Raw genomic sequence first — 18,237 nt, 5'->3', positions numbered from 1 at the left:
AGCATTCTGGCGTTTTAAAAGCTGCAATCATTCGCCATTGTTACAAGCGACCTCTTAATGCCTGTTCGGAATCGAGGATTTTTGTTCGAGATCAAGGCGCGCGAAAAATTTTACCACAGGCATATGGTTGATATTCCGAGGATAAACTTTTGAGCGCAACGCCGATATCGGGCAAAAAGACCGTTTCCGGACGGGCATTAGATTTTCATCCGCTCATTCTTCGGATCATACAACGGCATGGCCATAACCTCGGCGGCCAGCTTTTTGCCCAGTACCTCCACTTCCAGCCGGGTGCCGGGTGCAGCCAGGTCAGGTGGTACATAACCCAGGGCGATGCTCTTGCCGGTTCGATGGCCGTAGCCGCCCGACGAGGTCATTCCCACTATCGCATCACCGTCGAAGATGGGGTTGTACCCCCACGGGTCGGCGTCCTCGGCTTCGCACACCAGGCAGACCAGCTGCCGGGGCACGCCTTCGGCCTTCTGCTTTTCGATTCCGGTCTTGCCGATAAAGTCCTTGTCCAGTTTCACCGTCCAGGCCACGTTGGTCTCCAGCGGCGTGTGATGGACGTTCATTTCGCTCTTCCAGGCCAGATAGCCCTTTTCCAGACGCATGGAATCCATGGCGTACATGCCGACCATCTTGAGGTCGAATTTCTCGCCGGCAGCCATAAGGGTCTGGTAAACCGCAACCTGGGATTCGATGGGGTGGAAAATTTCGTAGCCCAGCTCACCCACATAGTTCATGCGGTTGACCCGGCACTTGACCCGACCCACATAAATCTCGCGGCTGGTGCCGAAGGGGAAGGCTTCGTTGGAGACATCATTATAACTGGCACTGGCCAATACATCACGGCTCTTGGGCCCGGCCAGCACCAGACAACCCTGCTGGTAGGTCAGATCTTCCATGCAGACGCTGCCGTCGGCAGGCAGATTATGCATCAACCAGTGCTGGTCGTGGCATTTGCCCACCGAGGCAGTCACGCAGAAGTACTCGTTGTCTTTCACCCTGGTAATGGTCATATCGGATTTGAAATTGCCGTTATGGTCCAGCATGGGCGAAAGGGCGATGCGGCCATCTTTGGTCGGCACCTTCTGGCAGGTCATGGTATTGAGCCAGGTCTCGGCGCCGGTTCCCGTGATGCGGGTTTTGGCGAAACGGGTCAGGTCGATCAGACCGACCTTTTCCATGACATGCCGGCACTCGGCGCCGACGAAATCGAAGGTGTTGTTGCGCTTCCAGCCCGGATTCTCACGGTTTTTTACCGGATCATCGGTGAAATAGTTGGGGCATTCCCAGCCAAAGTAATCGCCGAAGACGGCGCCGGCCTGCTTCTGGTATTCGTAGATCGGGGCAGTGCGGTTGGGGCGGGCGGCATCGCGCCAGTCGTTGGGACAGATGATGGCGTACAGGCGCGGATAGGTGTCCTCGATCTTCTCATGGTTGTATGCCCAGTTGGCATAACTGCCGTAGCGGCGGCTGTCCACCGACCACAGGTCGATCTCGGGCTCGCCGTTCATGATCCAGCCGGCCAGATGGTGGCCGATGCCCCCGGCCTGGGTGACGCCGAAACTGTAGCCGCAGGCGTGGTAGAAATTTTTCAAAGGATAGGCCGGCCCCACCAGCGGGTCTCCGTTGGGCGTGTAGGTGATAGGGCCGTCGGTAACGTGCTTGAAGCCGGTTTCGCCCATGATGGGGAAGCGGTAAATGCCGTTCTCGATGAAATCGGCGACGTGGTCGATGTCCGGCTGCAGCTCAGTCTGGGCGTAGTCCCAGGGCACCCCTTGCGGGTACCATTGCTTGACCTTGCTTTCATACAATCCCAGGATCAGGCTATCCATTTCCTGGCGGATGTAAATGGAACGGTCCGGGTCGCGCACCAGGGGCAGGTAGGCATCGCGGTCCTTGACCACGTCGATGGCCTCGAAAAGGATATGGGTGTGCTCGCCGGGAATGGAGGGGATATCCAGCCCCACCATCCGGGCCACCTGGGGAGCCCACAGGCCGGCGGCGTTAACCACGACCTCGCAGGTAATGTCACCCTTGTCGGTGCTAACCCGCCACTCTCCAGACGGTGTGCTTTCGATGCCTGTCACCCGGGTATGGGTGTTGATCTCGGCCCCGTATTTCTTGGCCCCGATGCTCATTGCCATTGTGACGCCGTTGGGATCCACGTCACCGTCATCCGGCCAGTAAAGGCCGGCAATGAGGCCGTCGACGTTAATTAACGGATGCATGGCCTTGATTTCTTCCGGCGTGACCCAACTTACATCCAGTCCCAGGCAGCGGTTCATGCTGTATACGTATCCCAGTTCTTCCATGCGTCCCGGATTGTCGGCCGTGCGGATGGAACCGGTCGTGTGCCAACCCGTTCCCTGTCCGGTTTCGGCCTCCAGGCGCTGGTAGAGTTCGACGCTTTTCATGTTGACCTGGGTGCAGTAGTAGTTGCCATGAAAAAAGGAGCAGTTGCCGGCGGCCATCCACGTGGACCCGGAGGTCAGTTCGTGCTTTTCGATCAGAACGACATCGCTCCAACCGTATTTTGCCAGATGATACGCCACGCTTACACCGATCACTCCCCCGCCGATAACCACGACTCTTGACTGTGTTTTCATTGCCCGGGCCTCCTTTTGGATACTGGAAGCACGGCCGGCAGCAGGCCGGCCAGGCTCCCGTGGATCGTCGCATGATTATAGTTTCAAGGCTTTTTTAAACATGGCCGCAACCTCGCGGTTTCTGGACCGCCTTTGATGAAACACACACCAAGCAATAAACGTTCCGTAATGTCTGACGACCATTCACCATCGACAAACAAGCGTTGAAATCATGGAAAACAAGTTAAATAAACTAGTTATATTGAAACTGCGGATGGATAACGAGAAAAGAATGCTGACGGCAGAAAAAAAAAGAAAAATATTTTTACAGATAGAAAAATATTTTTCGTCTGTGAAATGCAAAAATATTTGCGGTCGGAGAAAGTGGATGGCGGCGGGTTTCCCGGATGCCGGTGTCAAGCGTAATAGTGGCGGCGCTCGATTCGATACTTTTTCATCTTGTAGGTCAGCAACTGGCGCGAAATGCCGATCTCTCTGGCCGCCCGGGTAACATTGCCCCGGCTGGACGCCAGGGCCTCGGCAATCGTCTCTCTCTCCAGGTCCGCTTTGCGCTGAACCAGACCTGCGGTCGACCTCGCCGCCAATGAGGGCGCCAGAATCCGGCTGACCGGAAGCCGTTTGTCGGCGGTTCTACCGTCGGGCTGCCCGCTGAACCGCTGCCAGACGGTATGATGGGATTGCAGATGCCGGCGCTCGATGGTGCGGCTGGACACCACCAGGTTGATGGCCCCCTCGATGACGTGCTCCAGTTCCCGCACATTGCCGGGCCAGTCATAGCGATTGAAAAGGGCCAGCACGTCATCCGAAATGTCGGTAACGTTGCGGTTCAGCGCCCGATTGTGCTTGGATAGAAAGTGACGGGCCAGCAGAACGATATCTTCTTTTCGTTCCCGCAAGGGCGGAATCGGAATGAAGACCACCCCCAGTCGGTAAAAGAGGTCCGGCCGCAAGGCGTTTTCAGCGATGGCCACATGGGGCTCCTGATTTACGCTGCTGACGATTTTCAGGTCGACCGGCCTTTCCTGCAAAGACCCCAGGCGCCGCACCTTGCGCTCCTGGACGACCCGCAGGATTTTGGCCTGGAGCCGGTTGGCCATGGCGTTCAGCTCGTCCAGAAAAAGCGTGCCGCCATTGGCCTGCTCGAAAAGCCCGATTTTGTCGCGTGCCCCGGTAAAGGCACCCCGCGTAGTTCCGAAAAGAATGCCCTCGAGCAGATTTTCCGGGATGGCGGCGCAATTGACTGCCGTGTAGCGACCCTTGCGGTTTTCGCTGCGGTTGTGAATCGCCTGGGCAAACAGCTCCTTGCCGGTGCCGGTCTCCCCGTACAGCATCACGGGAGAAGGGGTGCCGGCCGCCATCTTGGCCGTATTGACGACCCGCAGGAATTCAACATTGCAGCCCACAATGGCGTCGAAATCGAATCGCGCCTCGGCAGGGACGGTCGAATGGTGACGCGACAGCGGTGCCGAGGAGATGGTCTTGGCGAGCATGCCGTATTCCCGCACCAGACAGATGGCCCCTTCGAGCCGCGTGCCCTTGAAAAGCGGGAACACCGTGTGCATGGTGTTGGCGATCTTTCCCCAGCGGGTCCTGTAGAGCAGCGGCCGGTCGACGATCGGCTGCCGGGTCTGCAGACACTGCATGATGCAGCTTTCCGCTTCGGTCAACGCATAAACATCCGTCACTTTTTTCCCCAGCACATCCGACGGCTGCAGTTCGTCGATAACGGTCATGGCCGGATTATAATAGACGATGGTGGCATCGCGGTCGGTAATCAGCAGACCTTCGCTAAAACCGTCGAAGACCGGCAGGAAATCCTCGTAGCCGATATCGAGTGCGTGGACGAAGGATTCGGATAAATGGGTGTTCATGGGCTTCGTCTCCGCCTGGGGGTAAGATTGACAGGTTCGTAAAAAGTAACCAATTCTATTTTTTCATCATTCCGGCGAAAGCCGGCGTACGTAGTGAAACTTTAGCGCTATCCAGTCTTTTCAATATGTTCTGGATGCCGGATCAAGTCCGGCATGACGCTTCTGCGACTTTTTACGAGACCATCAAGATTAGACGTTTATGAAAGACGCCGACGATTTACTAAGCATGCCATATTTACGGAATATCGACAAGGATCGCATTCCTGGCGGGCTTGTAAAAATCATGGGACAATAGCTTAGCGGGTGGTTTGGTGAAGCCCCCTCCAAAGGGGGTAAAATCCAGATCCATGAACGTCAAACATCGAACGTCGAACATCGAACATCGAACAAGGCATACTGTCATTTTTAATATTTTGAATTCCTGCTTCATAGTCGTCAGCAACTGATTCGGATTTCCTTTGAGTGAAGGACGGAGCGAAGCGATCTCAGCATTCGACGTTGGACGTTCGATGTTCAATGTTAAACGTTCTAAAAAACAGTTGCCTATCAAATGCCTCGCCGGACCGGTCCGAACCGCTTCGGGTCGCTCGGGCATAGCCCGAGGTTTAATTTAATGCAGTCAGTCCATACGCTCCGTGTGCATATCAAACAGAATGTCGTTTTCGCGGTAGATCTGCTCGAGCCGATCCTGGTGCTTTTTCAGTTCATCGCCGTCGCGGCCGGCCAGTTCCTGGATCAGGTAGTCGACCACGCAGGAAATTGCCGTGGCGTATCCCACCAGGGGAAACGATTTGGTGGGAGCGACCAGATGACGATGGGCAAAGGGGATCAGGGGACAAAGGGCGCTGTCGGTAACCACGAAAAGGGTGTGTCCCAGCCGCCGGGCCACCTTTCCCAGGCGGATCAGCTCGGTGGGGTAGCGCGAGATGGCGAAGAGGATCACCAGGCTCTCGGCGGGGGCGTTGTTGAGCCAGTCGATGGCTGCGGAGTCGCTGCCTTTAATGAGAGTGACGCCTTTGCGCACTTTTGTGAGGGACCAGCCCAGGTAGTAGGCAAAGGTGTAGGAAATGCGCGAGCCGACCACGCAGACGCTGGGGGCCTTTTGAATTTGATCGGCGAAAGCGCTCAGCGCTTCGGAATCAATATGCTCGTATAGCTGTCGAAGATTGTTCATCTCCTCCAGCACGATGCGGTGGAAACGGTCTCCGGCCGGGCCTGTCATGCCGTCCAGCTCGACCCGTTCCGGCAGAGACAGGCCCGTGTCTACATGATCGCGGAGGGCCTGGAGAAAATCTCCGTACCCCTCGTAGCCAAGCTGGCCGACAAAGCGCACCACGGTGGCCTCGCTCACCCGGGTGGTCTCGGCCAACTCCTTGGTGGTCATGAAAACAGCCTTGCGGGGATACTGGAGGATATAATTGCCCAGGATGCGGCCTTTGGGCGTCAGGGCGTCCATGTGGGCCATGATGGTATCGATGACGGATTGGGTTGGGTCTTCGACCATGCCTGCCATATTTACTGCTCCTCTTTCATTGATGCCATAAAGAGATAGTATATGTTTCATAACTTTTCAAGATATTTTTTATCTTAATTTACAACATATTACCAATTTTTGAATCGAAATTTTGAAGTTTTTGTTTCATTGTTGTATTTTATTATTGACATATTTTATTTCATTTGCGAGGTGTGGGATACGACCCGCGTTTTGCGACCGTTTTGCGGCTCGAATGCAACGTCATTTTCAACTTGCCTTAATCAACCAATCACCTTGGGAGAGCGTATGTTCTGGAAATCCAAGCCCCTGTGGGGCAAAAAACCCAGACTGAAGTCCAGCTACGACGCCGTGATCATCGGCGGCGGCCTTCATGGTCTGGCCACGGCCTATTACCTGGCCAAAGAGCATGGCATCAAGGATGTGGCCATCATCGAAAAGCGCTACATCGGATTCGGCGGGGCCGGGCGCAACACGGCCATCGTACGGGCCAATCAGCGCACCCAGTACAATGTCCCTCTGTATAAGGTCGCCCTGGACCTGTGGCCGGTGCTCACCAAGGAGTTGGACTTCAACCTGATGTTCAACAACTGCGGCAACCTCAACCTGATGCACAGCGAGGCGGCCATGAAGGCGGCCCGCATGACCATCGCCACGGCCCAGTTCCACGGCGTGGAGAGCCACCTCATCGACGCCAAAGAGGCCAAGGAGCTGGTGCCGGCCCTGAACATCTCCGAGGACATCACCTTCCCCATCCATGGCGCCATGTTTCATCCCCCCGGCGGCATCGTGCGCCACGACGCCGTGGTCTGGGGGCTGGCCAAGGGATGCGCCAGGCACGGGGTTCAAATCCACCAGCAGACCGAGGCCACGGCCATTCACACCGAAGGCGGCAAAATCACCGGCGTGGATACCTCCCGCGGCCGGATCGCCACCAAACAGGTGCTGGTGTCCGCCGGCGGATACAGCGCCGGCATCATCAACCGGATGCTGGGCATCAAACTGCCCATCAGCGTGCTTACCATTCAGGCCATGGTCACCCAGCCGCTGAAACCGATTCTCAACCACGTGGTCTCCTCCGGTGCCTATCACTGCTACGCCAACCAGACCCTCAAGGGAGAAATCGCCACCGGCGCCCACATGGACCAGTGGCCCAACTACACGACCCATAACACGGCCCACTATATCAAACACCAGGCCGAGTCCCTTTCCGACTGGCTGCCCTGCCTGCGCGGCGTCAAGTTCATGCGCATCTGGGGCGGCCTGGCCGATATGACCCCGGACATGGCCCCCATCATGGACGGCAACGACCCCATCGACGGATTTTACATGGACTGCGGCTGGGGCTATTTCGGATTCAAATCCTGCAGCGCCGCGGGCAAATATATGGCCGAGTACATGGCTACCGGCAATTGTCCGGACATGCTCAAACCGTTCAACCTGCGCCGCTACGAGAACCATGAACTGATGGGCGAGACGGCGGCGTTGGTCAGCTACACGCCAGACAACTGATAATGAGTATTAATTACTCCAACAACACTCGGTTCCAAGGTTTCGTAAGACGTTCGAGATCAAGGCTTGCGAGTCCCGAGGAATGAGGCGTATAGGCGATACTCCGCAATGACGAGGGATGAAGCGTAACGCCGATATCGGACGTCTTACGGAACCGCCATAGAAAAGGAGAAGATAATGGCCTTAACACTCACCTGCCCCATCTGCGGCAAACGCAACGGTTACGAATTCCGTTACGGAGGAGAAGACAAGGGGCCGCGCCCGGCCGAGGAAGGCCTGACACCGGCGGCCTGGTGCGAATATGTCCATATGAACAAGTGCACGGCCGGCGTCCAGAAGGAGTGGTGGTTTCACCGCGACGGTTGCGGATCATGGTTTACCACCTGGCGCGACACAACCAAAAACATCGAAGTGAAACAACCGGAGGCGAGCAAATGAACCGGCTTAACCAACTGCCCACGCTCCGCATCGACCCTTCCGAGAAGCGCACGTTGACTTACCGGGGAAAAACCTATCAGGGTGTCGCCGGCGACACGGTGGCCTCGGCCCTGTATGCAGGCGGCGTCCGGGTCTTTGCCCGCAGCTTGAAATACCACCGCCCGCGCGGGCTTTACAGCCTGGACGGCGAGTGCAGCAACACCATGATGGATGTCGACGGCATCCCCAATGTGCGCACCGAGAACACCCCTCTGGAAAGCGGCATGGCCGTAAAAGCCCAGAACGTGGTCGGCTCGGCCAATTTCGACTGGATGGCCTTCATCGACAAGTTCGACTGGATGATGCCGGCGGGATTCTACTACAAGACCATGCACAAGCCCGCCGCCATTTGGCCCCTGGCCATGAAGCAGATCCGCAAGGCCGCGGGTCTGGGCGTCATCTCTTCCGACTACGAAATGAAAGGCCAGTACGACGAGCTGTTCATGAAAGCGGAGGTCACCGTAATCGGCGGCGGAGCCGCCGGTATGGCCGCAGCCCTGGCCGCCGCCGAGTCCGGCCGGCGCGTAGTCCTCCTGGAGGCCCGGCCCCATCTGGGCGGCTGCTTCGACTACCGGGTCAGCACCGATGGCGACGGCACCCCCTTGTATCGAAAAGCCCGGGAAATGGCGGAAAAGGTCGAAAAGACGCCCAACATCAGGGTGTTCACCCACACCCCCATGGTGGGCGCCTACACCAACAACCTGATCACCGCTTTCCAGGTTGGCAAAAAAGGCGACGCCTTCACCGAGCGCTACATCGAGATCCGCTCGGACAGCGTGGTCGTGGCCACCGGCTGCATCGAGCGCCCCCTGCTCTTCGACAACAACGAACGTCCCGGCGTCATGCAGGTCGGGTGCGCCCATCGCATGGCCCGCACGTACGGCCTTTTGCCCGGCAAGCAGGCGGTCTTTTCCATCGGACATGACCTGGGTCTGGAGGCGGCCGTCGATCTATTCGATCTGGGACTCAAGATCGCCTGCGTGGCCGATATCCGCGAAGACGGCCAGAACCCTGAACTGCTGGTAGCCCTGGCCGAACGCAACATTCCGGTACTCAAGGGGTGGGTGGCCGCCAAAGCCCACGGCGGCAAGCAGATAAAAAAGGTCACCCTTTCCACCGTGGAAGGCACCGTCAAACGCGATTTCGACTGCGACCTGCTGGTGGCCTCCGCCGGCCTCACCCCGGTGACCGGCCCCTTTATCCTGGCCCAGGCCAAGATGGGCTACGACAACCTTACCGGCTATTTCCTGCCCACCGAATTGCCTGAACGAATGTTCTCGGCCGGCCGACTGACCGGCATCAACGATCCGGCTGCCATCGAGGCCTCCGGCCGGCTGGCCGGCCTCAAGGCGGCGGCCGCCGCCGGCGCTGACATGGCCGCGGCCGTGGCCGAGGCGGAAAACGCCGCCGCGGCGCTTCCCGGCCCGGAGCGCGGCTGCAAGCTGGTCACCGCCCCGGTCAAGGGACGCAAAAGCTTTATCTGTTTCGACGAGGACGCCACCGTCAAATCGGTCAAACAGGCCATCGACAAGGGCTTCGACGTCCCCGAACTGGTCAAACGTTTCGCCGGTGTGGGACTGGGGCCGGGCCAAAGCGGCATCCCGGGCCACAACCTGCCTCTGTTCGTGGCCAAGTACACGGCTTCCATCGCCACGCCCAAACCCACGACGGTGCGCCCGCCGCTGGTGCCCACCTTCCTGGCCACCTACGCGGGATACAACCATCACATGTTCAAACGCACCCCCATGCATTACGACCAGATCGCCGACGGCGGTGTCTTCCGCAATATCGGCGTCTGGCAGCGGGCGCGCTACTTCTCCGAGGATTATAGCTGCAAGGAAGAAATTCTCAACGTGCGCAACAACGTGGGCATGCTGGACGGCTCCACCCTGGGCAAGTTCCGCATCCACGGTCCCGATGCCTTAAAGGCCCTGCAGCGGGTCTACGTGTCGGACATGAGCAAGGTGAAGGAAGGCCGCATCAAGTACTCGGCCATGTGCAACGACGACGGCTGCGTCATCGACGACGGCGTGGTGGTCAAGCTGGGCGAGAACGACTACTACTTCACCACATCCACCGGCCGGGCCGGCCAGACCGTGGAGTGGATCCGCTACCACACCCGCTTCGACGGATGGAACTTCAACATGGTCAACCTGACCGACGCCATGGGCGTGATCAACCTCTCGGGTCCCAACGCCCGCAAAGTGCTGGCAAAAGTGGTTGACATCGATGTGTCCAACGAGGCTTTCGCTTTTTCCGAATACAAAGAGTTCTTCATTCAGGACACCATCTTTGTGCGCGCCATGCGCCTGGGTTTCGTGGGCGAGCTTTCCTACGAGCTGCACGTTCCTTCTTCCTACATGAAGGCCGTGTGGGACATGCTGAAAGATGCCGGCGCCGAATTCGGCATCCGCAACTTCGGTGTGGAGGCCCAGAACGTGCTGCGCATGGAAAAATGCCATATCATCCTGGGCCAGGAGTCCGAACAGCGCACCAACCTGCTGGACGTGGGGCTTGGCTTTCTATGGGACCGCAGGAAAACCGATGCCAAAACCGTCGGCGCCGTGGCCCTGCGCCAGGCCGAGAATAAGGCCGGACGTCTCAAACTGGTGGGCATCCGCATGGAGGACGACGACCGTCCGGCCCGCGACGGTGCCCTGATCGTGGACAGCAAGGTGCGCGGTTACGTGGCCACCATGCGTAAAAGCTTTACTACCGGCCAGGCCGTGGGCATGGCCCTGGTGGAATCCCAACTTGCCGACAAAGGCACCCGCCTGGAGATTTTCGAGGACGAGTGCAACGGCGTGCGGCTGTATGCGCGGGTGGTGGACACGCCATTTTATGATCCCAGCGGCGAACGGATGAAAAGTTAGTCTGTTCACCCAGAAAGGCCTGTGAAAATCCTAAAAAGATAAAGAGGGAATTTAAAAATGGCTGAGATAAAACGAGAATCCCCAGTGCGCTTTCCGGTCAGCCCCAAGCAAAATGAGGTGCGCGACAACTGGACGGTAGCCCTGGAGTACGATGACGAAGGCCCGGGTCCCTGGCTGGTGGACCTGGCCCACAAGATCCGCTGGGACCTTCAGGACAGCGGCATCGGGGACCTGACCGTAGGCGAACTGGCCGTGCCTTCCGATCCGGGTGCCTGCACCTTCGCCGACAACACCCTGGTCAACCGTATGAACCGCACCCAGGCGTCGATCTACCACCTGGGCGAGGCAACTTTTGCCCTGCCGGATGCTACCGGTTACACGGACGTTTCCGAGACCACGGTTTTCGTGGCACTGTTCGGCCCCGGGTCTTTCCGGGTGGCCGAGAAGTTGACCAACCTGGATTTTATGGATCCGGGGAAAGCGGCGCCCTTCCTGTTGCAGGGCCCTGTTTGCCATGTGCCTTGCCAGGTCGTCATCCTGGAAAAAACGGCCGACGGCAACGGCGGCTTCCTGCTGACCTGCAGCCGTGGGTACGGCGACAGCATGGTGCACGCCATTTTGGAAGCCGGCGCCGAATTCGGTTTGCGGCCGGCCGGCGAGAACCGCTTCAATAACTGGATACAAGGGCTTTAAGAATAGTTTTAATAGAAAGAGGCGATTTCAAAATGCTGAAGTTCGGCCAAGATCAAGGCGGAGCGATCATTTTAACCGGAGGCGCCCCGAAGGAAGTGCCCTTGGGGTGCATACACGATAGTATTCCGAGGATTAAAATGGGAGCCCAACGAAGATATTGGCCGAAATGGGGCGTTTTGAAATTGCCTCGAAAACCAATATGGAGGAAAATACTATGACCCAAAAGTACGACGCCATCATCATCGGGGCCGGCGTGATCGGCGCGCCCATCGCCTATGAACTTTCCAAAATGGGCTACAAAACCCTGAACGTGGACAAGCTGCCCGACGCCGGGGAAGGATCCACCGCCGGCTCCTGCGCCATCGTTCGGGCCCACTACTCCACCGAAGACGGCGTGGCCTTTGCCTATGAAGGCTTCAAATATTGGCTGGACTGGGAAAACTATCTTGGCAATGTTAAAGACGAGAAGGGCCTGGCCAAGTTCATGAACACCGGCTCGATCCTGATCAAATCCCAGGGCCACGACTGGCGCAAGGTCAAGAAGCACTACGATAGCGTCGGCGTAGAATACGAAGAGTGGGACAACGAAACCATTTTGAAGCATGTCCCCGTGGTGGATCTGCATGAATTCTGGCCGGTGCGCCGCCCCGAGGATCCGGCTTTCTGGGAAGAGCCGACCCAAATGCTGGAAGGGGCCTTGTACTGCCCCGAAGGCGGATACGTCAACGATCCAGCCCTCTCGGTCCACAACATCATGCGCGCTGCCGAAACCAAGGGCGCCACCTTCCGGTTCAACGCCGAAGTGGTCAAAATCCGCGCTGCCGAGGGCAAGGTTCTGGGCATCACCCTGGCCGACGGCACCGAAATCGATGCTCCCGTAGTGGTCAACGCCGCCGGTCCCCATTCGTATAAAGTCAACCAGATGGCTCCAGGCGTGTGGGAGGGTTGCAACATCAAGACCAAGGCCCTGCGCCATGAGGTGATGTACTGCCCCTCTCCCGAGGGCTACGACTATCTCAATGACGGCTACCATCAGAGCGATGGCGACGTGGGCTGTTATATCCGCCCGGAAACCGGCAATCTGATTCTCATCGGTTCCGAGGATCCGGAGTGCGACCCCAAGGAAAACCCCGACCCGGATGAATTTTATGCCGGCCGGGGCGGCCACGGCCGCGACAATCAGCTTACCGAAGAACAGTGGAAGGCCCAGTGCTATCGCCTGGCGCGCCGCATCCCCACCCTCAAGGTGCCCAACCAGCCCAAGGGCGTCTGCGACCTGTACGACATCTCCGACGACTGGATCCCGGTTTATGACAAATCCGACCTGGGCGGCTTCTACATGGCGGTAGGCACCAGCGGCAACCAGTACAAAAACGCGCCGGTGGTCGGTGCCATGATGGCCGAACTGATCGACGCCTGTGAGAAAGGCCTGGACCACGACAACCAGCCGTTCCAGTACAAGATGAAATACCTGGGCCGCATGTTGAATGTGGGCTTCTTCTCCCGCAAACGCGAAATCAACCAGGATTCGAGCTTCTCGGTGAACGGGTAAATTCTTTCGCGGCCTGCTGCATAAGCCCCGAAAGAATTTAAATTGAAAGACAGCTGGTTTGTTGCTAATCAATCACGGGTCTGCACGTTCAGACCCGTTTTTGATTGGAATGATGTATTGACAATTTACACTTTCAAATAAAGGTAGGGAGATGTTGGGGGCTGGGGGGCAGGTTGCGGTTCAGATCAAGGCCGCAGGGTTATCGGAACCGCAGGCGTAGCAGCGCTACGTTGAGGATTACGATCACCTGAGAACGCCGATATGGACCGCAAGATGCCCTTCAGCGCCCAACAAAAAAACATGACCATCTACGTCTGTATAAAGCACGTCCCCGACTCCGCGGCCACCATCACCGTCACGGAGAAAAACCGGATCGACGAGAAGATCACTTTTCTCATCAATCCGTACGACGAACACGCCCTGACCGAAGCCGCCCGCATCAGGGAGAACGCTTCCGACACCGAGGTCGTTGCCGTGTGCCTGGGCAAACCGGCCGCCGAAGCCACCCTGCGCTCGGCCATGGCCATGGGGGCCGACCGCAGCATCCTGATCGAGACCGACCAGAACCATGACAGTATATTCACCGCCCGCGCCCTGGCCGCCGCCATCCGTCAGGACGGCCGGCCCTGGATCGTTTTTACCGGCAAGGAATCCATCGACAGTGAAGGCATGCAGACCCACTTTCGCTTGGCCGCGAACCTGAGCATACCCGCGGCCACCAACGTGATCGAAGTCCAGGCGACGGCCGATGAGGTGCAGGTGGCGTGCGAACGCGATCCGGGGACCGTCGACCGCATCCGCATGATTCCTCCCTGCGTGCTCGGTGCAGGCAAGGGGCTGAACACGCCCAAATATCCCACGTTCCCGGACATCATGAAGGCGCGCAAAAAAGAGGTCCGCAGGATCGGCCTGGGCGAGCTGAACATCGAGCCCCCTGCGGTGACCATGACCATCGAGGCACTGACGCCGGCCGAAGAGCGGCGCACCCCCAAAGAACTGACGGGCAGTGCAGCGCAAATCGCGGAGCGGATCGTGGACATTTTGAAAAACGAAGCCAAGGTGATCTGAACCATGCAAACCATCGGACTACTCGTGGAATTCAAGGACGGCAAGGTAAAAGAGGCTGTTTTCGGCATGGCCGCGGCAGCAACCGGTACGGACAGGCAGCTCGTCGCCCTGGTGGTCGACGCGCCGGCCGCCGAAGCCAAAGCGTCGCTGGAAGCCTGCGGCATCACGCGCATCGTCGACATCCGCACCGGCGCAGCGGGCTGGAATCCCGCCGTTCAGGCCGAAGCACTTACGGCAGCCATGCAACAGTTCGACATCACCGACCTGGTCGGACTGACCAGCCCCACGGGCCGGGAACTGCTGCCGCGGATCGCCGCCCAGCTGGATGCGCCTTTGATCATGGACTGCATCGCCGTCGACCTGGAAGACCGGCGAGTGCAGACCACCCAGTACTCGGGAAAAACCATCGCCACCATCGCCCTGACCGGAGATCGCTTCATCTACGGGCTGCGGGCCAACGTCGTTCCGGCACAGGAAAACCCGACGCAGGCCGAGGTGGTCGAATTCTCCTTCGAGCCGGAACAGAGCGCCGCATACCAGGTGATCGAAACACGCAGCGACGGCGGCAGTGGTCCCCAGCTGGCCGAATCGGACGTCATCTTCTCAGGCGGCAGGGGGATGAAAAACGGCGAGAACTTCAAACTGCTCTTCGACTGCGCCCGGCACATCGACGCCGCCGTGGGCGCCTCGCGGGTGGCCGTGGACAACGGCTGGGTTCCCTACGCCATGCAGGTCGGCCAGACCGGCGTCAAGGTCAACCCCAAGGTGTATCTGGCCTTCGGCATTTCCGGCTCGGTCCAGCATTACGCCGGCATGAAGAGCGCCGGGATGATCATCGCCGTCAACAGCGACGAGAACGCCGCCATCATGGCCAATTGCGACTACTACGCCACTGGTGATCTGTTCGATATCCTGCCTGAACTGGAAAAGGCGCTGGCAGCACTCAATTCATAAGAGTTTTTTAAAAGTAGCAACCAATTCCATTTTTCCGATATTTTGGCGCAGGAGGGGTAGGGGCAAAAAATTTTTCACCCTTACGCATCCTATGAACAGGGATGAACACACCTCGCCGATATCGGCCTTTTTACGAGCCCGTCAACTTATAACCCACGCCGTATATGGTCTGAATCACCTCTTTTCCAGGCAGACCGTCCTCTTTCCCGTCAGTGGTATTAATGGGTCGCCCATCCCATCGTCCCCTTTTTGTTCAGTCCTGTTTAAAACACTTGACTCGCATCCACTTTTTTGGGATTAATTTCCCATTCCTTTTTCTTTTTACCGATTGCTGCAGCAGCGCCCGATCTCGATTCTACTTTGCAGGGCGACTCCGACCTGGATAAACTCATAGTTTTTTTCAAAAATATTTCCTTTTGGCAGGCGGGCCAGGCGGCTGCAACCAATGGGAACGCTCAGTTCAAGAAGGAACCGAAATCTGACCGCAGGCATCTTCATATCCGTTAAAAATCACACCCTGCAGGGCATCGCCCGTCTCGCCCTGCACGGTAAATGGTCAAGATAATCACCGGGGCAGGCCGCATGACCACCCGGTAAAATTGGAGCTGCTGAATATGGATCCTACCTATGAAAAAGAGATGCCGACGAACAGGATCGAAGAGTTGATCGACGTGTTGGAAAAGCGACATGCCCGCACAAGGGCATGGATTGCCAAAGCGCAGCACCGTTGCATCATCTGCCAGAGGCCGGTCACCGCATTTCGATCCTCACGGGCAGAGTTGGAATACAGTCTCTCCTCGATCTGTCAGTCCTGTCAGGACTATTATATCTATGATTGAACGCGGAAGCTAAAACGGAAAATCAATCTCAACCGAACCAAAGGCGAAGGGACTGAACCACCAGCATGACGGCAAGCACCGCCAGCAGCCGCCTAAGCCAGCGGCGGTAGGTGGCGGTGGGAATCCGCTCCCGTATGCGCATCCCCAGAAACATGACCGTAGCCCCCAGTACAGCCATGCACGCCGACAACCCCACCACATCGCTGGTCATCAGACCGGCCTGAACAAAGACAGCTCCCTGGGTCAATTTGCCGAAGAGAAAACAGAAGTTGAACACCTGGATCATCACCGTTTTGGGCATCCGAACCTCCAGAGCGTACATGACCAGGGCGGGCAGCATCACATTCACCGTCCCGGCGAGGATGCCGGCGGTCAGTCCGAAGAAGGCGAAAGCGATTTGGGGATGACGCCGGACCCAGCCGAAACCGACCCCGATGCGCTCGGCATTGAGATAAAGCACCAGCATGGCCGCCAGCAGGGGCCGAAATGACTCGGCGGGAAACGCCACGAGAAGTCTGGTGCCGACGAAGCTTCCCGCCATGCCGTAGACCGCCAGGGGCCAGTAGACGGCGATGCTGCGGTCCCATCGTCCGCCCTTGATAATGTTGCCCACGTTGATGACGACCGTGGGCAGCACCAGCAGCAGGATCGCCGTGCGCACGTCGGTCACCAGCGCCAGCAAAGGGGTGGCGACCATGGGAAAACCGATGCCGACCGTGCCGTGAACCATGGCCGCAAAGCCGATGATGACAGTGTATGCGAGCAGTGTATGCAAAGTTGGCGTCTCGACTACGGGCATGGGGCGCTCGTTTCCAGGAGGTTGTCCGCAGATCCGGTTGAATGCGGTTTCGATTTATCCGACGAAAAACAAAAACTAATGCATTCCCCTGGAAGAGCAACAGGCGAAACACCGACCTTCCGCAGAGTGGGTGGCTTATCTGGCGTTTTTATGGACAACGAAACCCGGATAAAGCATTCGCATGCATTCTGGGCAAATGCCGTGGGTAAACTCGGCATGGCTGTGCGACTCGATGTAAGCCTCGATCTGATGCCAGGAATCCTCGTCATCCCTGATTTTCTTGCAGACTGAACAGATGGGAATCAGGCCCCTGAGTTCTTTGATCTCGATCATTGCTTTTTCAAGCTCGGCGTTGCGTTTCATGAGAACCGCATTGACTTTCCTGAACGCGATCAGGCGTCGGACGGAAAAAGCGGTCAGCGCCGTTACAAGAAAGAGAGAACCTGTGATAAAAGCCTCCATTTCCAAGGCTCCGTATTGCTGAAAAACTGTCATGACCAGCTTCGGGAAATCGACCCTGACAGCGATAAAAATCACCGCTGCACTGCAAATGAAAGTTGCGGCAAACTCCAGGATCAGATTTCGAGCGGTCGGTCTTTTGGGGGATTGGACCGTCGCGTCTCGCATTATCGTTCTCCGAATGTGTACTTCCTCTTGCGGTCTCTAATGCAACTATGGTGCCTTTGGAGAAAAAAAATCTGTCACACCACTGATTTACGGGTCGACAAGCGGCCAATTCCTCTTTTTCCTCTCTCTCAGCCGTGCAGAATTAACGGGCTGTTTCTTACTGTTTTCGTTTTATTTCAGAAGTTTTTAGAAATGGAGACGGATCGATGGGGTTGTGGGAAGCTTTTATGGGGCAGTAACAATTTCTCGCCAATCGGAGAAGTCATTGTTGTCCCCGGAGATACGGAACCGGTATACAGAACGATTCTAAAAAAACAGACTTTGGAACCCTTTTAACAGAATTTGTCATGGTTTTTACCGCAGTTGCTCCTTATGAATCAGAGCGCAACATCGTTCACGAAAAAATTGCTGATTTTTTAATCCATGCCGCCCGTGTGGGGTGATGATACGGCAACCAATGCGGATAAAGCCCGATACCGGTATTTCAATCCACGCCCCCGCGCGGGGGGCGACTTCGACCCAGGAGAAATCCTGCTTGAAGAATTCCTGAAACCCATGGGGATCAGCCAGTACCGGCTGGCCAAAGATATCAGCGTACCGGCCATGCGAATCAATAAAATCTGCAACGGCCAAAGAGGAATCAGCGCCGATACGGCCCTGCGCCTGGCTCGGCATTTTAGAACCTCCGTCGAGTTCTGGACCGGCATTCAGACCCACTATGACACCGAGTTGATCAAAGGAGAACATAGATAGAGAATGCGAAACCAGGAATCACAGTACGGTTGATTACCACAACTGTGGGGAACATCTGGGATACTCGGACAGGTAACGCATGAGCACCGGTTCATCCCCACGTCCGTGGGGA

14 protein-coding genes are annotated in these 18,237 nt (G+C 57.3%); 9 read left to right on the top strand and 5 right to left on the bottom strand.

All coding sequences use genetic code 11. The annotated features are described in order from the left end of the window. Positions 1 to 197: 197 nt before the first annotated feature. The 3 genes from GN111_RS30305 to GN111_RS30295 form a co-directional block, all read right to left on the bottom strand. A complete protein-coding gene (locus tag GN111_RS30305) occupies positions 198 to 2,615 on the bottom strand; it encodes a GcvT family protein (RefSeq protein WP_155307332.1) in 2,418 nt (805 codons plus the stop codon). 395 nt (positions 2,616 to 3,010) lie between these two features. Then, positions 3,011 to 4,486, bottom strand: a complete 1,476-nt coding sequence (locus GN111_RS30300) for a sigma-54 interaction domain-containing protein (RefSeq protein WP_155307331.1) — start codon at positions 4,484 to 4,486, stop codon at positions 3,011 to 3,013. A gap of 619 nt (positions 4,487 to 5,105) precedes the next feature. Next, positions 5,106 to 5,999 carry a MurR/RpiR family transcriptional regulator gene (locus GN111_RS30295; RefSeq protein WP_231715602.1) on the bottom strand — a complete coding sequence of 298 codons (894 nt, stop codon included), beginning with the start codon at positions 5,997 to 5,999 and terminating at the stop codon, positions 5,106 to 5,108. A 267-nt stretch (positions 6,000 to 6,266) separates the two neighbouring features. Here GN111_RS30295 and GN111_RS30290 point away from each other — a divergent pair, with 267 nt between their 5' ends. From GN111_RS30290 to GN111_RS30255, 8 genes are all read left to right on the top strand, one after another. Further along, the gene (locus GN111_RS30290; RefSeq protein WP_155307330.1) at positions 6,267 to 7,490 is read left to right on the top strand and encodes an FAD-dependent oxidoreductase; all 1,224 of its coding nucleotides are present in this window, start codon (positions 6,267 to 6,269) and stop codon (positions 7,488 to 7,490) included. 177 nt (positions 7,491 to 7,667) lie between these two features. Beyond that, on the top strand, positions 7,668 to 7,928 hold the full coding sequence (locus tag GN111_RS30285) for a sarcosine oxidase subunit delta (RefSeq protein ID WP_155307329.1): 261 nt from the start codon (positions 7,668 to 7,670) through the stop codon (positions 7,926 to 7,928). After that, positions 7,925 to 10,840 (top strand): 2Fe-2S iron-sulfur cluster-binding protein, encoded by a 2,916-nt coding sequence (locus tag GN111_RS30280; RefSeq protein WP_155307328.1) that lies wholly within the window; start codon positions 7,925 to 7,927, stop codon positions 10,838 to 10,840. Before GN111_RS30285 ends, GN111_RS30280 begins: the two co-directional genes overlap by 4 nt. Positions 10,841 to 10,897: 57 nt before the next feature. Then, positions 10,898 to 11,533, top strand: a complete 636-nt coding sequence (locus GN111_RS30275) for an aminomethyltransferase family protein (protein WP_155307327.1) — start codon at positions 10,898 to 10,900, stop codon at positions 11,531 to 11,533. A 214-nt stretch (positions 11,534 to 11,747) separates the two neighbouring features. Beyond that, positions 11,748 to 13,085 (top strand): NAD(P)/FAD-dependent oxidoreductase, encoded by a 1,338-nt coding sequence (locus tag GN111_RS30270; RefSeq protein ID WP_155307326.1) that lies wholly within the window; start codon positions 11,748 to 11,750, stop codon positions 13,083 to 13,085. A gap of 261 nt (positions 13,086 to 13,346) precedes the next feature. After that, entirely contained in the window at positions 13,347 to 14,153 is an 807-nt protein-coding gene (locus GN111_RS30265; RefSeq protein WP_231715601.1) for an electron transfer flavoprotein subunit beta/FixA family protein, read from the top strand. Between the two features lie 3 nt (positions 14,154 to 14,156). Then, positions 14,157 to 15,107 carry an electron transfer flavoprotein subunit alpha/FixB family protein gene (locus GN111_RS30260; RefSeq protein WP_155307325.1) on the top strand — a complete coding sequence of 317 codons (951 nt, stop codon included), beginning with the start codon at positions 14,157 to 14,159 and terminating at the stop codon, positions 15,105 to 15,107. Between the two features lie 614 nt (positions 15,108 to 15,721). Continuing rightward, the gene (locus GN111_RS30255; RefSeq protein WP_155307324.1) at positions 15,722 to 15,946 is read left to right on the top strand and encodes a hypothetical protein; all 225 of its coding nucleotides are present in this window, start codon (positions 15,722 to 15,724) and stop codon (positions 15,944 to 15,946) included. A gap of 28 nt (positions 15,947 to 15,974) precedes the next feature. Here GN111_RS30255 and GN111_RS30250 read toward each other — a convergent pair whose 3' ends face one another. Together GN111_RS30250 and GN111_RS30245 are read right to left on the bottom strand one after the other, a co-directional pair. Next, positions 15,975 to 16,745 (bottom strand): sulfite exporter TauE/SafE family protein, encoded by a 771-nt coding sequence (locus tag GN111_RS30250; protein ID WP_155307323.1) that lies wholly within the window; start codon positions 16,743 to 16,745, stop codon positions 15,975 to 15,977. A gap of 135 nt (positions 16,746 to 16,880) precedes the next feature. After that, the gene (locus tag GN111_RS30245; protein WP_155307322.1) at positions 16,881 to 17,372 is read right to left on the bottom strand and encodes a hypothetical protein; all 492 of its coding nucleotides are present in this window, start codon (positions 17,370 to 17,372) and stop codon (positions 16,881 to 16,883) included. A 423-nt stretch (positions 17,373 to 17,795) separates the two neighbouring features. Here GN111_RS30245 and GN111_RS34055 point away from each other — a divergent pair, with 423 nt between their 5' ends. Beyond that, on the top strand, positions 17,796 to 18,125 hold the full coding sequence (locus GN111_RS34055) for a HigA family addiction module antitoxin (protein WP_155307321.1): 330 nt from the start codon (positions 17,796 to 17,798) through the stop codon (positions 18,123 to 18,125). Positions 18,126 to 18,237: the final 112 nt, after the last annotated feature.

This window comes from Desulfosarcina widdelii (assembly GCF_009688965.1).
GTDB classification, from domain to species: Bacteria; Desulfobacterota; Desulfobacteria; order Desulfobacterales; family Desulfosarcinaceae; genus Desulfosarcina; species Desulfosarcina widdelii.
This window is presented reverse-complemented; position numbering and strand designations above follow the sequence as displayed.

Bases quoted from the DNA above. Each gene is read 5' to 3' on its own strand.
- GN111_RS30275 (WP_155307327.1), top strand. From the start codon at position 10,898: ATGGCTGAGATAAAACGAGAATCCCCAGTGCGCTTTCCGGTCAGCCCC.
- GN111_RS30255 (WP_155307324.1), top strand. From the start codon at position 15,722: ATGGATCCTACCTATGAAAAAGAGATGCCGACGAACAGGATCGAAGAG.
- GN111_RS34055 (WP_155307321.1), top strand. From the start codon at position 17,796: ATGCCGCCCGTGTGGGGTGATGATACGGCAACCAATGCGGATAAAGCC.
- GN111_RS30270 (WP_155307326.1), top strand. From the start codon at position 11,748: ATGACCCAAAAGTACGACGCCATCATCATCGGGGCCGGCGTGATCGGC.
- GN111_RS30265 (WP_231715601.1), top strand. From the start codon at position 13,347: ATGGACCGCAAGATGCCCTTCAGCGCCCAACAAAAAAACATGACCATC.
- GN111_RS30285 (WP_155307329.1), top strand. From the start codon at position 7,668: ATGGCCTTAACACTCACCTGCCCCATCTGCGGCAAACGCAACGGTTAC.
- GN111_RS30295 (WP_231715602.1), bottom strand. From the start codon at position 5,999: ATGGCAGGCATGGTCGAAGACCCAACCCAATCCGTCATCGATACCATC.
- GN111_RS30300 (WP_155307331.1), bottom strand. From the start codon at position 4,486: ATGAACACCCATTTATCCGAATCCTTCGTCCACGCACTCGATATCGGC.
- GN111_RS30245 (WP_155307322.1), bottom strand. From the start codon at position 17,372: ATGCGAGACGCGACGGTCCAATCCCCCAAAAGACCGACCGCTCGAAAT.
- GN111_RS30280 (WP_155307328.1), top strand. From the start codon at position 7,925: ATGAACCGGCTTAACCAACTGCCCACGCTCCGCATCGACCCTTCCGAG.
- GN111_RS30260 (WP_155307325.1), top strand. From the start codon at position 14,157: ATGCAAACCATCGGACTACTCGTGGAATTCAAGGACGGCAAGGTAAAA.
- GN111_RS30250 (WP_155307323.1), bottom strand. From the start codon at position 16,745: ATGCCCGTAGTCGAGACGCCAACTTTGCATACACTGCTCGCATACACT.
- GN111_RS30305 (WP_155307332.1), bottom strand. From the start codon at position 2,615: ATGAAAACACAGTCAAGAGTCGTGGTTATCGGCGGGGGAGTGATCGGT.
- GN111_RS30290 (WP_155307330.1), top strand. From the start codon at position 6,267: ATGTTCTGGAAATCCAAGCCCCTGTGGGGCAAAAAACCCAGACTGAAG.